We start from the raw sequence: 13,909 nt of genomic DNA, 5'->3' as shown, positions 1-13,909 counted from the left end.
GTCGACGCAGGATGCGTTCGGGCCCGCACACTCTCGACCAACAAGCCTAACGTGTTTCGCTATGGGAATCGTCGAAGCTGAGCGCCCACCGCGTCGCGATCTGGGTACCGTGGAAGCATGAAGTTCTCTGGAGAGCAGCCGACCGTCGATCTGACCTACTCCGACGTCTTCCTCGTACCGCGCAGATCCGCGGTCACCAGCCGTCTCCAGGTCGACCTCGCCCCGCAGGACGGCACCCCGGCGACCCTGCCACTCGTCGCCGCGAACATGAACTCCGTGACCGGTCCGCGCATCGCAGCCGTGCTCGCGCGGCGTGGCGCGCTCGGCGTGCTGCCCCAGGACCTGCCGCTGCAGGATCTCGATGCGGCGATCCGCGAGGTGAAGTCGCAGCCCGTGCTCTGGGACACGCCCATCGTGCTGCCTCCCGAAGCATCGGCGGCCGATGCGCTCCGTCTGCTCCCGGCGACCAGCGGTCACGGGATCGTCGTCGCCCGCGGCACGGCGCCGATCGACGTCGAGCGCATCCTCGGGATCCTCCCGGCGACCCGCCTGGCCACGGCGCTCCCCGATGCGCAGCTCGGCGACCTCGTGCACCACGGCACGCCGGCGATCGACGCGGACGACATCGGCTCGGAGCGGCACGCGTTCGATGTGATCACCGACGCAGGCGTCGAGATGGTGACCGTCGTGCACCACGGACACCTCGTCGGAACGCTGAGCGCCCGGAGTGCGCTGCGCTCGACGCTCTACCGCCCTGCGGTCGATTCCGATGGGCGCCTCGCGGTCGCCGCGGCCATCGGGATCAACGGCGACGTCGCGGCCAAGGCCAAGGCACTCGCAGCGGCAGGCGTCGACGTTCTGGTCGTCGACACCGCACACGGCCACCAGGAGGGGATGCTGCGGGCTCTGCGCGCGGTGGCGGAGCTCGACCTCGGCCTCCCCGTCGTCGCAGGCAACATCGTCACCGCCGACGGCGTAGCCGATCTGGTCGACGCGGGGGCCTCGATCCTCAAAGTCGGCGTCGGCCCCGGCGCCATGTGCACCACCCGCATGATGACCGCGGTCGGCCGCCCGCAGTTCTCCGCCGTGCTCGAGACCGCGCAGGCGGCACGCGAGCTCGGTGCGCACGTCTGGGCCGACGGTGGCGTGCGCTATCCGCGCGATGTCGCTCTGGCCCTCGCCGCCGGCGCGGCCTCCGTCATGGTGGGATCCTGGTTCGCCGGCACCATCGAGGCGCCGGGGGAGTTGCAGCGCGACGCAGAGGGGCGTCTGTTCAAGGAGTCCTGGGGCATGGCGTCGACCAAGGCCGTCCAGGCGCGCTTCGGTCGCCTCGACGCCTACGAGCGTGCTCGCAAGGAGCTCTTCGCCGAGGGCATCTCCTCATCGAAGATCTATCTCGACCCGCTCCGTCCCGGGATCGAAGACCTTCTCGACATGATCACCTCCGGTGTCCGCTCATCCTTCACCTACGCCGGCTCCTCGTCTGTACCGGAGTTCCATGAGCGCGCAGTGGTGGGCCTGCAGTCGGCGGCCGGCTACGAAGAGGGCAAGGCGCTGCCGGTCAGCTGGTGACCGCGAGCGCACTCCCCGTCGTCTTCGGTACAATCGTCGGCATAATGGACGACCCTCCCAGTTGTAGAACATCGCCCCACTGTCCGCCTCTCTCACAGGAGAGGAACCTCTGATGGACTACATCATGTTGGGCGTGGGGCTCCTGCTCACGGTCGGCACCGGCCTCTTCGTGGCGAGCGAGTTCGCATTGGTGAACCTCGATCGCGCCGAACTCGAGGCCAGGCAGGCACGCGGTGAATCGCGGCTCTCGCTCACGATCAGCGCCCTCAGGCACACATCGACGCATCTCTCGGCGGCCCAGCTCGGCATCACGCTCACGACGCTTCTGACCGGTTACACGATGGAGCCGGCGCTGTCGAACCTCCTGCGCCCGACCCTCATCGCCTGGAACCTCCCTGAAGCGGCCGTCGCGCCGATCGCGACCATCGTGGCGATGCTGGTGGCGACGGTGCTCTCGATGATCCTCGGCGAACTCGTGCCCAAGAACTTCGCCCTCGCTCTGCCGCTGGCCACGGCGAAGCTCGTGATCCCTTTCCAGATCGCGTTCACGACCGTGTTCAAACCGGCCGTCGTGGTGCTCAACGGCAGTGCGAACGGCGTACTGCGCGGCATGGGGATCGAGCCGAAGGAAGAGCTCTCAGGCGCCCGCAGCGCGGAGGAGCTGTCATCGCTCGTGCGGCGGTCCGCCAACGCGGGCCTGCTGGAGGCCGACACCGCCTCGCTGCTCGACCGCACCCTCATGTTCTCGCGCCTCACGGCCGCCGACGTGATGACGGCCAGACCGAGCATGCACGCGATCGCTGCAGGCGACTCGGTGGACGACGTCATCCAGCTCGCGCGACGCACCGGCCACAGCCGCTTCCCCGTGTACGACGACGACCTCGACGACATCACGGGCGTCGTGCACCTGAAAGCCGCCATCTCGGTTCCGCGCGAGCGGCGCACGGAGGTGCCGGTGGGCGCTCTCGCGACGGAACCGCTCCGCGTTCCGGAGACCGTGCACGTCGACGCCCTGATCGCGGAACTCCGTGCGCGCGGTTATCAACTCGCGATCGTCGTGGACGAGTACGGCGGGACCGCGGGGCTGGTGACCTTGGAAGACCTCGTCGAAGAACTCGTCGGAGAAGTCGCCGATGAGCACGATCGCACCCGCGCGGGAGTCATCCGCAACCGGGAGGGCGTCACGTTCCCCGGAGAGCTGCGCCCGGACGAGCTGCGTCGCCGTGCCGGTGTGGAAGTACCCGAGGGCGATGTGTACGACACCGTCGGCGGCTACGTCATGAGCGTGCTCGAGCGCGTGCCCGCGGTGGGCGACGAGGTCTCTCTCGACAGCGGCGTGCTGCAGGTGGTCCGCATGGATGGCAGACGGGTGGATCGGGTGCGCTACGTGCCGAATCCGCTCGATGGCGATGAGGAGGTGACCCGATGAGCGATTGGGCAGGACTCGCCTGGCTCGTCGTGCTCCTGGTCGCGAATGCGTTCTTCGTCGGTGCCGAGTTCGCGGTGATCTCGGCCAGACGATCGCAGATCGAGCCTCGAGCCGACCAGGGCTCACGCGCCGCGAAGACCGCGCTTTACGCGATGGAACACGCGACGCTGATGCTCGCGACGTCGCAGCTGGGCATCACGATCTGCTCGCTTCTCATCCTCAATGTGTCGGAGCCGGCGATCCACCATCTGCTCTCCGTGCCGTTGCACGCGCTCGGGTGGCCGGACGGTGCGGTCGACGCCGTGTCGTTCACGATCGCATTGGTGATCGTGTCCTTCCTGCACGTGGTGTTCGGCGAGATGGTGCCGAAGAACCTGGCGTTCTCGGTGCCGGACCGTGCCGTGCTGATCCTCGCCCCACCGCTGGTGTGGGTGTCGAAGGTGTTCATGCCCGTGATCTGGGTGCTCAACGCGGCAGCCAACGGCGTCCTGCGCCTGTTCCGGGTCGAGCCCAAGAACGAGGCCGCATCGACGTTCACGCTCGATGAGGTCGCGACCATCGTCAGCCAGTCGCGTCGCGAAGGCGTGCTCATGGACACGGCGGGAACAGTCGCCGCAGCGGTCGAGTTCACCGACAAGAAGGCGCGGGACGTCGCGGTGCCGCTGAGCGATCTGGTCACGCTGCCCCAGTCGACGACGCCCGACGACATCGAGAAGGCGGTCGCACGATACGGGTTCTCGCGCTACGTGATCGTCGACGATGCATCCGTACCGATCGGCTATGTGCACCTGAAGGACATCCTCCGCGCGTCCGAAGGCCCCGACGCCGAGGCCAAGATGGTCGAGCCGGTTCCAGCCAAGCGCATCCACCACATGGTGCCGGTGCAGGAGGACACGGATCTCGAGGACGCCCTCGCGGTCATGCGTCGCGCGGGTCGGCATCTGGCGAAGGTGCGTGACGCGCAGGGCAACACCACCGCCGTGCTGTTCCTCGAGGACATCCTCGAGGAGTTGGTCGGGGAGGTGCAGGACGCGACCCGCCGCTTCCGCGGACGCTGATCGTCGCTCGGACGGACGAAGGCCGCCGACCCCTCTCAGGGGATCGGCGGCCTTCGTCGTCCGAGCACTGTTCAGCGCAGGCGGGCGCGCTCGTACTGCGGTGGCCAGACGATCTCGGCGTCGAGCTCGTGCGCGGCACGGAGCGCGAAATGGGGGTCGCGCAGCCACTCCCGTCCGGCGAAGATCGCGTCCGCGGCTCCCTCGCTGAGCACCTGCTCGGCCTGGGCCGCCGCGGTGATGAGACCGACCGCCGATACCGGGATCCGGCCACCCTGTCGCACGGTCTCGGCGAGCGGGACCTGATACCCGGGGAAGACGCTGATCCGCTGGTGCGCGACCAGGCCGCCGCTCGAGACGTCGATCAGATCGGCACCCCGCTGCGCGGCCCAGTCGCCGACGATCGCCGCTTCCTCAGGTGTGAAGCCGCCGTCGGCATGATCTGTGGCGGAGATGCGCACGAACAACGGCACATCGGCTCCTATGGCTTCGCGGACCGCGTCGACGACGCGCAGCAGCAGGCGGGCACGATTCTCGAGGGAGCCGCCGTACTCGTCCCCGCGCAGGTTCGACAGGGGAGACAGGAACTGGTGCAGGAGGTACCCATGCGCCCCGTGCACCTCGAGCACGTCGAACCCGGCGTCCGTCGCGCGCCGTGCTGCGGACGCGAATGCGTCGACCACACGGTCGATCCCGGCGAGGTCGAGGGCGACCGGCTCGTCGAAGCCGTCGAAGGCGATGGCCGAGGGAGCGGATGTCGTCCACCCGCCATCGGCGGCCGGCACCGATCCGCGTTCGGGTGCCCAGGGCCACCACGTCGATGCTTTGCGGCCGGCATGGGCGAGCTGGATGCCGGCGTGGGCTCCGCGGTCATGGATCGCCTGGACGATCGGGACGAGGGCGTCGCGCTGCTCGTCATCCCAGAGCCCCAGGTCACGCGGTGAGATCCGTCCCTCGGGGACCACGGCCGTCGCCTCGGCGATGATGAGTCCCGCGCCGCCGGACGCGAACTGTACGAGGTGCGTGTGATGCCACTCCTGGGCCACGCCGTCGACTGCGCTGTACATGCACATGGGCGAGACCCAGAGGCGGTTGCGGAAGTCGACGGAACGGATGCGCAGCGGGGAGAAGAGAAGACTCACGGTTCGACGGTACCGCCGCGCGGGTGCAGGACGGGCCGTCGCACTAACGTGGAGTCATGTTCGAGGTGCGCGAGTGGACACGCGGCGACACGGCGCGGTTGTTGCGTGCGCCGACCGCGGATGACGACAAGTACGCCCGCGGCGTGGTGGCGCTGCGCACCGGATCGCCCGCGTATCCCGGTGCCGCGGTGCTCGGCGTCGAGGCGGCGTGGCGAGCCGGGGCGGGCTTCGTCCGCTACGTGGGCACGGAGCGGGTGGCGGATGCCGTTCTCGCCCGACGACCGGAGACCGTCGCCGGGGCGGACCCGGGGCGTTCGAGGGTCGACGCCTGGGTGATCGGATCGGGGACGGACCCGGCGCACCGCAGCGACACGGAATCCGGGGCTCTGCGGGAGATCCTCTCCGGCACCGCCGCCGTCGTGATCGACGCCGGAGCGCTCGATCTCGCCGAACGCGCGACGGCGCCGTTCCTCGTGACGCCCCACGCGCGGGAGTTCGTCCGGCTGCAGGAGAGGCTCGGAATGTCCTCGACCGCGGAGGATCGCGCGCAGGCCGCGCGGCACATGGCGGACACGCTCGGGGGCGCCGTGCTGCTCAAGGGCGCGCGTACGCTGATCGCGGCCCCGGATGGGACGGTCATCGCCGTCGAAGCGGGGACCGGCTGGCTGGCCACCGCGGGGACGGGCGACGTCCTCGCCGGCGCGCTGGGTGCTGTGCTCGCGGCGAACCCCGGACGCCCGATCGCCGAGGTCGCCGCGGCCGGAGCATGGCTGCACGGCCACGCCGGGCGTATCGCCGCCGGCGTGCGTGACGGCGGGACGGGGCATCCGATCGTCGCGATGGACGTGGCCGAGGCCCTTCCGCTCGCGATCGCGGACGTCCTGGCGTGAATCGCGCGTCGACGGCCCGGGTGGTCGCGCTGTGGAGCGTCTTCCTCGTCGTGCACGCGCTGACCGCATGGGCCGGCTGGGTCTACCCCAGCCAGCCCATGGGCGATGTGGTGCTCGTGTACGAGCCCTGGGCGTCCTCTGCACTCGGTGGGGGGCCGATCGTCGGTGTCACCGAGACATGGGTCTACCCTCAGCTCGCCCTCGTGCCGATGCTCGTCGCCGCCGTGCTCTCCGCGCCGCTCGTGCCTCTGCTCGGAGTATCCAGTGCGTATCTCGTCGGATGGGCGGTCCTGGTCGTGATCCTCGACGCCGTCGCCTTCGCTGTGCTGGTGGGGCGCGCGCCCTCGCACGCGCGCCGTGTCGCGGCCTGGTTCTGGTGCGGCGCACTGGTGCTCCTCGGACCGATCGCGCTCTACCGGATCGATGCGATCACCGTCCCGATCGCCGTGATCGGCGGACTCTGGCTCGTGTCGCGGCCCGCTGTCGGAGCCGCTCTCCTCACGATCGGGGCATGGATCAAGATCTGGCCCGGTGCGCTCGTGCTCGCCGCCGTCGTCGCGCTCCGTGCGCGCGTGCGGGTGCTGGTCGCCGCCGCCGTCGTCAGTGTCGGGGTCGTCGCGACTCTGCTCCTGCTCGGGGCAGACACCGAGGTCCTCGGCTTCCTGACCGAGCAGACCGGACGAGGGCTGCAGATCGAAGCCGTGGCCGCCACCCCCTTCCTGTGGCTCGCGGTCGCCGGCGCCGCCCGCATCGAGTACAGCTTCGAGATCCTGACCTTCCAGATCACCGCGCCGGGGGTCGACGTCGTCGCCGCGGCGCTCACACCCCTCATGGCGATCGCGGTGCTCGCGGTGACTGCGGTCGGGGCACTCAAGGCGGTGCGCGGCGCGAGCTTCCCGAGACTGTTCCCTCCGCTCGCGCTCACACTGGTGACGCTTCTGATCGTCACCAACAAGGTCGGTTCACCGCAGTTCCAGACCTGGTTGATCGCTCCGGTGATCCTGTGGCTCGTGCTCGATCGGGCCCGAGCACGCGTTCCCGCCGTCCTCGTCCTCGCGCTCTGCCTGCTCACGTGCCTCGTCTATCCGATCGGCTACGACGGGCTGCTGCGGGCCGACGCCCTCTCGGTCGCCGTCCTCACGGTGCGCAACATCCTTCTCGTCGTCCTGCTCGTCCTCGCAGCCCGCGCTCTCGTGCGCGTGCCTGTCCGCCATCCGAAAACCCAGGAGTGAAACCATGCTTATCGCCTTCTCCGTCGCCCCGAGCGGCACCCCCGCCGCGGGAGCAGAGCGCCCCGATGCTTCCGTGCACGACGCCGTGGCCGCTGCCGTACGGGTGGTGCGCGAGTCCGGACTGCCGCACCGCACCACGAGCATGTTCACCGAGATCGAGGGACCGGACTGGGACACGGTCATGGACGTCGTGAAGCGTGCGACCGAGGCCGTGATGCCCTTCGGCTCGCGGGTCTCGCTCGTGCTCAAGGCCGACATCCGCCCGGGCTACTCCGGAGAGCTGGACGCGAAGATCGAGCGGCTGGAAGCAGCCATCGACGAAGCAGCGGTCGAGGAGTCCGGTGACTGATTCCCCGTCGTCCATGTCGGTAGCTCTTCGACCGGCGACGGCCGATGACTCCGAGTGGATCGCGGAACTCCGCGCCGAAGTGCTTCGGGCCGACCTGGAGCGGCTGGGGCGTTTCGACGAGACCCGCGTCCGGCAGCGGTTCCGTGATGCGTTCGAACCGACGCAGACCCGGATCATCGTCGTGGACGGCACCGATGTCGGCTCGGTCGCCATCCGTGCGGAGGGGGAGTCCCGCTGGCTGGAGCACTTCTACATCGCGACCTCGCATCAGGGCCGTGGTGTCGGTGACCGCGTGCTGGGGATCGTGCTCGATGACGCGACCCCGTATCGACTCAACGTGCTCCAGGGCAGCCCGGCGCGCCGTCTTTACGAACGCCACGGTTTCGTCGTCGACACCCAGGATGACGTTGATGTCTTCATGACGCTCGATCGCGCGGGGCGGGCGACCTCCGGGTCCGACGGCCGCTAAGCTGATCCGGTGAATCCCTCGACTGAATCGAGGGGTGCGGCGAAGTGGGCGCTCCTCTCCCTCGCCATCGGCAGCTTCGGCATCGGCATGACCGAATTCGTGGTCATGGGCCTGCTGCCCAACATCGCCGCCGACCTGCTGCCTTCGCTCTGGGCGACCAGCCAGGAAGATGCGCTGAGCCAGGCCGGCTGGCTGATCTCGCTCTACGCGCTCGGTGTGGTGGTGGGCGCACCGACCATCGCCGGCTTCGTCGCGCGTTACCCGCGGCATCGGGTGATGATCGTGCTGGCCCTCGCGTTGACGGTGTTCAACGCCCTCACGGTCGTGCTGCCCACGTTCGAGCTCGTCGCCGCGTCGCGCTTCCTCGCCGGGCTGCCGCACGGTGCGTACTTCGGCATCGGTGCGCTCGTGGCCGCCGATGTGATGGGGCCGGGCAACCGTGCCAAGGGAGTGGCGTTCATCCTCACCGGCCTCACGGTCGCCAACGTCGTGGGCGTGCCGTTGGGGACATTCCTCGGGCAGCAGTGGGGCTGGCGCTCCGCCTTCGCCGTCGTGGCGCTCGTCTTCGCTCTCGCCACGCTCTGCATCGCGCTCTTCGTCCCGGAACATCCGGGAGACCCGGGACGCACGATGCGCCAGGAACTGCGGGTGTTCCGTATCCCGCAGGTGTGGTTCACCCTGGGCGTCGGCGCAATCGGTTTCGGCGGATTCTTCGCCGTCTACAGCTACATCGCCCCGCTGGTGACCGAGGTCTCCGGCTCCCCGGAGTGGGTGGTGCCGATCGTCCTCGTGCTCATGGGGCTCGGGATGACGGCGGGAAACCTCGTCGGCGGTCACCTCGCCGACATCGATCTGCGCCGCACGCTGCTCTTCGGACTCGCCGCCATGGCCGTGGTCTTCGCGCTGCTGGCGTTCCTGTCGTTCTGGATCGTCAGCCTGGCCGCGGTGGTGCTGGTGGTCGGGTTCGTCTCCTCCGTGCTGAGCCCGACGATCCAGACCCGACTCATGGACGTGGCGGGCGACAACCAGTCGATCGCCGCAGCCATGAACCACTCGGCGCTCAACATCGGAAACAGCCTGGGCGCGTTCCTCGGGGGCGTCGTTATCGCCGCCGGCTGGGGCTTCACCGCACCGGCATGGACCGGTGCCGCGCTCGCCGTGGCCGGTCTGCTGATCGCCCTGCTCTCGTACCGCGTCGAAGGACGCCGCCCGGCGGCAGCGGAGCTCATCGCCTCGTAGTTTCGCCGCGGTCGGTCCGGTCGTAGAGTGACGGGGTGAGTGCCCCCGAGCTGTCCCTGCCCGTCGCCGGCACTGCTGTCCTGCTGCGCGCGTCGGACCCCGCCTTCGATGTGCTGCTGATGCGTCGGCCCGATCGCGGGTCGTTCGCGGGAGCGTGGGTCTTCCCCGGAGGCAAGGTCGAACCGGGCGACGTCCACGACGGCGACGACGAGTCCGAGAACGCGCGCCGTGCCGCGATCAGGGAGACGCGCGAGGAGGTGGGCCTCGCTGTCGACGACCTCGTCGTGCTCTCCGAGTGGCAGCCGCCGGTGGAGGCCCCCACGCGTATCCGCACCTGGTTCTTCCTCGCCGAGGCGCCGGCCGGAGAGCCTTCGCCCGCTGCCGACGAGGTCGTGGAGATCGCCTGGGTGCCGCCGGGAGAGGCGCTCGCGAGGCACGCGGCGGGGGAGTGGACGCTGTATCCGCCGACGTGGATCACGCTCCACCAGCTTGCGGCGTTCAGCGACGTGGAATCGGCCCTGTCGTCGGGCGGTGCGGCGCAGCTGTTCCAGACCCGGGTGCTCGAGTCCGAAGCCGGGCGTGCCTTCGCCTGGGAGCAGGGACGCCTCGAGGCGGGTGCCCTGCCGTGGCGGTTCGTCGAGGCCTGAGGGATCGGGCTCAGCTGTCGAGCAGACGTCGCAGGTTCGCGCCCACGGCCTCGGTCTCGATGAGGAAGCCGTCGTGCCCGAAGTCGCTGGTGATGACGACGGCCTCGTCGTCGATGACGTTCGGGATGCTGCGGGCGATGCGCTGCTGCCCGTCGACGGGGAAGAGGCGATCGCTGTCGATGCCGAGCACCAGCGTGGTGGCGGTGACGGCGTGCAGAGCTTCTTCGACGCCACCTCGCCCGCGACCGACATCGTGCGAGTTCATGGCTTCGACGAGCGTGATGTAGCTGTTCGCATCGAAGCGGCGTGTGAACTTGTTGCCGTGGAAGTCGAGATACGACTCCACGGCGAAGCGACCGCCGTGCCCGAGCGGCGACACGTCGGACTGCCACGAACGCTGGAAACGCTGGTTGAGCTCGATCGGGCTGCGGTAGTTCAGCAGGGCCATACGGCGCGCCAGGGCGAGGCCGCGGTGCGGGCCGTCACCGTCGCCGAGGTCGTAGTACTCACCGCCCTGGAACCGCGGATCCATCCGGATGGTCTCCAACTGCACGGTGTTGAGCGCGATCTGGTCGGCGGTGGTCACCGGGGGAGATGAGAGCACGGCGAGGCGCTGCACGCGCTCGGGATGTGTGGCCGCCCACTCCAGCGCATGCATCCCGCCCATGGAACCGCCGATGACAGCGGCCCAGCTCTCGATGCCGAGCGCATCCGCCAGGCGGACCTGGGCGGCGACCTGGTCACGGATCGTGAGGTAGGGGAAGCGGGAGGCCCACTCGTAGCCGTCGGGGGCGACGCTCGCGGGGCCCGTCGAGCCCTGGCAGCCGCCCAGCATGTTCGGGGCGATCACGAACCAGCGGTCCGTGTCGAGCGGGGCTCCCGGACCCGTGATGTCCTCCCACCAGCCCACGGTGGGGTGCCCGGATCCCGCTGCGCCGCGCACATGGCTGTCCCCGGTGAGCGCGTGCAGCACGAGCACGGCGTTGTCCCGTGCCGTGTTCAGCTCGCCCCAGGACTCGTAGGCGATGCGGATGCCGGGGAGCTCGGCGCCGCTCTCCGTCGAGAAGGCGCCGAAGGCGGCGAACCGGCGACCGCCCACCGGGTCTCCGTCACGCCATGCTCCGGTCGCCGGCGGGCGGGCACGGAGCAGCCTGACGTCGGCCTCCGTCACGGGCGCCGAGGGCACCGTGTCCTCGGAGGTCGTCTGCCAGTCCATGCTCCCATTCTCGCCTGGTCCGGGACCCGTCGGTGGCAGGTTACGCTCCGATGTCCCGACTCTCCCGACCGCGACGATCGAGGCGGCCCGTCGGGATCCGTCGGGTCGGCATCGTCGCGTCGGTCGTCGGTCGTCGGTCGTCGGTCGTCGGTCGCGGTCGTCGGTCGTCGGTCGTCGGTCGTCGGTCGCGGTCGTCGGTCGTCGGCAGGTGTATCAGCGCACTCGGGTCAGGGTGGCGAGATGATCGCTGTTCCCCGCCCGTATCGTGCCCGACGTGACGACATCGAGGCCGCGGACGAAGACCTGGTCGATGCGTACGAGGGGGAAGGCGACGGGCCAGGTGAGCCCGAGGCTCCCATCCGTCGGACGCACCCAATCGGCTTCCGCGCGCAAGGCCGTCAGGCTCGGATCGGTCGACGGTGCGTTGAAGTCGCCGACGGCGATGAGGGAGTCCGCAGGGTCGGAGCCGACCCGGTCCGCGAGTCCGCTCAGCATCGTGTCGCGGTCCTGCTGGTGCCCCGGCCGCACCGACGCGGCGTGCATCACGTAGACGGCGACCGGCGCGGACGGCACCTGCACCTCGACACGGAGCGCACGCTTCCAACTGAGTCCCAGCGTCAGGGGCTCGGCGTTCGCGAGGGGATATCTGCTCCACACACCGACGGTTCCGACCGTGTACGAATGCGGGTACTGCCCGGCGAGGGCGTTCTGCGCCGCGGAGAGGCTGTCTCCATCGAGCTCCACGAGGGCGATCACATCGGCGCCGCTCTGCGCGAGCTCGGTCGCGGATGCGGCGGCCCCGCCGGATCGCGCCCTCACGTTCTGGCTCACGACCGTCAGCCCGGAAGCGGAGGCCGACTCCGACCCCGTCGGACCGGGGAGGGCGGGAAGAGCCGGTGCCATCGCGAGGATCCACAGGAGTGCGGGAACCAGGATCACGACGACCACTCGGCGGGCGAGGAACAGCGCGGCGATCAGCAGTGCGAGAAGCACGAGACCGAGCCAGGGGAGGGCGGCAGCGACCGCTGTGCCGACGATTCCGGGGATCCAGCCGCCGGCGATGACGAGCAGCACGGCGACGCCAGCGGCGGCGAGCCATCGCGCGCGGGTCGTCGTCACGCGTCGGACGCGCGGCGGTCGGTGTTCGACGTCGATCATGCTCTCCTCACGGCGGTCTTCCATTGTCGAGGCCGTCGCCTGTGGGTCGGCCGGGTGAAGACGTCGCCTGCACGCGAAGATGCCCCGGAGCTCGGGCTCCGGGGCATCTCGTGGGGTGTGCGGGTCAGGCGCGCGCGGCCTCCGACACGGCGCGGGCCGCGGCGAGAGCCTGCTCGAGGTCGGCCTTGAGATCGTCGACGTTCTCGATGCCGACGGAGAGTCGGACCAGGCCCGGCGTGACTCCGGCGGTGAGCTGCTGCTCCGGCGTCAGCTGCGCATGCGTGGTCGATGCGGGGTGGATGACGAGCGAGCGCACGTCGCCGATGTTGGCGAGGTGGCTGAACAGCGACAGGCTGTTCACGAACTCGCGTCCGGCTTCGACGCCGCCCTTCAGCTCGAACGACAGCACGGCGCCGACGCCCTTGGGCGCGTACTCGTTCGCCTTGGCGTACCAGGGTGAAGAGGGCAGACCAGAGTAGTTGACCGTCGCGACATCGTCGCGGCCGTCGAGCCACTCGGCGATCTCCTGGGCGTTCTGCACGTGGCGCTCGATGCGCAGGGACAGGGTCTCGACGCCCTGGATGAGGTTCCAGGCGCTCTGCGGGGCGATAGCGGATCCGAGGTCGCGCAGGAGCTGCACGCGGGCCTTGATGATGTACGCGAGCGGGTCGCCGACGGCGGCGGTGTAGCTGGCGCCGTGGTACGAGGGGTCCGGCACCGTGAGGCCGGGGAACTTGTCGACGTTCTTCGACCACTCGAACTTTCCGCCGTCGATGATGACGCCGCCGATCGTGGTGCCGTGGCCGCCGAGGAACTTCGTGACCGAGTGCACGACGATGTCGGCGCCGAACTCGAACGGACGGATCAGGTACGGGGTGGCGATCGTGTTGTCGACGATCAGCGGGACGCCGTTCTCGTGGGCCACATCGGCGACGGTGCGGATGTCGAGGATGTTGATCTGCGGGTTTCCGATCGTCTCCGCGAAGAACAGCTTCGTGTTCGGGCGGACCGCTCGACGCCACTCCTCGGGGTCGTCCTGGTTCTCGACGAACGTGACCTCGATGCCGAGCTTCGCGAGCGTGTACTTGAAGAGGTTGTAGGTGCCGCCGTAGATGGAGCTCGACGCGACGAAGTGGTCGCCGGCCTGCGCGATGTTCAGGACCGCGAAGGTCGACGCTGCCTGGCCGCTGGCGAGCACGAGAGCACCGGTGCCGCCTTCGAGCGCGGCGAGACGCTGCTCGAGCACGTCCTGCGTCGGGTTCTGGATGCGGGTGTAGATGTTGCCGAACTCCGCGAGGGCGAACAGGTTAGCCGCATGGTCCGCACTGTCGAACACGTACGAGGTGGTCTGGTAGATCGGCGTGGCACGTGCCTTGGTGACCGGGTCGGGGGCAGCGCCCGAGTGGATCTGCTTGGTCTCGAAACGCCAGGACTCGGGTGCGGACATGTGATTCCCCCAGGAGTGGTCGGAAGGTCGTGTGGCGGATGCCGTTGCAGCGACAGTACGGAAT

General features: G+C 69.5%; 13 protein-coding genes. 9 read left to right on the top strand and 4 right to left on the bottom strand.

Annotated features, from left to right (window positions below; genetic code table 11):
• Positions 1–117: 117 nt before the first annotated feature.
• The 3 genes from GLO27_RS08790 (at position 118) to GLO27_RS08780 (ending at position 4,059) form a co-directional block, all read left to right on the top strand.
• Positions 118–1,572: a GuaB1 family IMP dehydrogenase-related protein gene (locus tag GLO27_RS08790; RefSeq protein ID WP_167254448.1), complete on the top strand. Its 1,455-nt coding sequence runs from the start codon at positions 118–120 to the stop codon at positions 1,570–1,572.
• Positions 1,573–1,684: 112 nt separating this feature from the next.
• On the top strand, positions 1,685–3,001 hold the full coding sequence (locus GLO27_RS08785; protein WP_021199868.1) for a hemolysin family protein: 1,317 nt from the start codon (positions 1,685–1,687) through the stop codon (positions 2,999–3,001).
• The gene (locus GLO27_RS08780) at positions 2,998–4,059 is read left to right on the top strand and encodes a hemolysin family protein (protein ID WP_021199869.1); all 1,062 of its coding nucleotides are present in this window, start codon (positions 2,998–3,000) and stop codon (positions 4,057–4,059) included. The genes GLO27_RS08785 and GLO27_RS08780 overlap by 4 nt, the downstream gene beginning before the upstream one ends.
• A gap of 71 nt (positions 4,060–4,130) precedes the next feature.
• Here GLO27_RS08780 and GLO27_RS08775 read toward each other — a convergent pair whose 3' ends face one another.
• A complete protein-coding gene (locus GLO27_RS08775) occupies positions 4,131–5,198 on the bottom strand; it encodes an NADH:flavin oxidoreductase/NADH oxidase (RefSeq protein WP_167254446.1) in 1,068 nt (355 codons plus the stop codon).
• 56 nt (positions 5,199–5,254) lie between these two features.
• Here GLO27_RS08775 and GLO27_RS08770 point away from each other — a divergent pair, with 56 nt between their 5' ends.
• The 6 genes from GLO27_RS08770 to GLO27_RS08745 are packed head-to-tail and all read left to right on the top strand — an operon-like array spanning position 5,255 to position 10,024.
• Positions 5,255–6,088, top strand: a complete 834-nt coding sequence (locus GLO27_RS08770) for an ADP/ATP-dependent (S)-NAD(P)H-hydrate dehydratase (protein WP_167254444.1) — start codon at positions 5,255–5,257, stop codon at positions 6,086–6,088.
• Entirely contained in the window at positions 6,085–7,320 is a 1,236-nt protein-coding gene (locus tag GLO27_RS08765; protein ID WP_167254443.1) for a hypothetical protein, read from the top strand. Before GLO27_RS08770 ends, GLO27_RS08765 begins: the two co-directional genes overlap by 4 nt.
• Positions 7,321–7,324: 4 nt before the next feature.
• Complete coding sequence (locus tag GLO27_RS08760) at positions 7,325–7,669, top strand: thiamine-binding protein (RefSeq protein WP_167254441.1); 345 nt, start codon at positions 7,325–7,327, stop codon at positions 7,667–7,669.
• 13 nt (positions 7,670–7,682) lie between these two features.
• Positions 7,683–8,138, top strand: coding sequence for a GNAT family N-acetyltransferase (locus GLO27_RS08755; RefSeq protein ID WP_167254778.1), 456 nt, complete (start codon positions 7,683–7,685; stop codon positions 8,136–8,138).
• Positions 8,139–8,147: 9 nt separating this feature from the next.
• On the top strand, positions 8,148–9,377 hold the full coding sequence (locus tag GLO27_RS08750; RefSeq protein ID WP_021201022.1) for an MFS transporter: 1,230 nt from the start codon (positions 8,148–8,150) through the stop codon (positions 9,375–9,377).
• A 35-nt stretch (positions 9,378–9,412) separates the two neighbouring features.
• The gene (locus GLO27_RS08745; RefSeq protein ID WP_021201021.1) at positions 9,413–10,024 is read left to right on the top strand and encodes an NUDIX domain-containing protein; all 612 of its coding nucleotides are present in this window, start codon (positions 9,413–9,415) and stop codon (positions 10,022–10,024) included.
• 10 nt (positions 10,025–10,034) lie between these two features.
• On the opposite strand, the gene GLO27_RS08740 is transcribed toward GLO27_RS08745, so the two are convergent.
• The 3 genes from GLO27_RS08740 to GLO27_RS08730 all read right to left on the bottom strand — a co-directional run bounded on the left by GLO27_RS08740 (position 10,035) and on the right by GLO27_RS08730 (position 13,845).
• The gene (locus tag GLO27_RS08740; protein ID WP_167254439.1) at positions 10,035–11,240 is read right to left on the bottom strand and encodes a homoserine O-acetyltransferase; all 1,206 of its coding nucleotides are present in this window, start codon (positions 11,238–11,240) and stop codon (positions 10,035–10,037) included.
• 213 nt (positions 11,241–11,453) lie between these two features.
• Positions 11,454–12,398 carry an endonuclease/exonuclease/phosphatase family protein gene (locus tag GLO27_RS08735; protein ID WP_021198514.1) on the bottom strand — a complete coding sequence of 315 codons (945 nt, stop codon included), beginning with the start codon at positions 12,396–12,398 and terminating at the stop codon, positions 11,454–11,456.
• A gap of 124 nt (positions 12,399–12,522) precedes the next feature.
• On the bottom strand, positions 12,523–13,845 hold the full coding sequence (locus GLO27_RS08730) for a bifunctional o-acetylhomoserine/o-acetylserine sulfhydrylase (RefSeq protein WP_021198513.1): 1,323 nt from the start codon (positions 13,843–13,845) through the stop codon (positions 12,523–12,525).
• Between the last annotated feature and the right edge of the window lie 64 nt (positions 13,846–13,909).

Origin of the sequence: Microbacterium sp. Be9, from assembly GCF_011754135.1 — a bacterium.
Taxonomy (GTDB): domain Bacteria; phylum Actinomycetota; class Actinomycetes; order Actinomycetales; family Microbacteriaceae; genus Microbacterium; species Microbacterium maritypicum_A.
The sequence above is the reverse complement of the archived record's forward strand: the minus strand, read 5'-3'. Positions and strand labels throughout refer to the sequence as shown.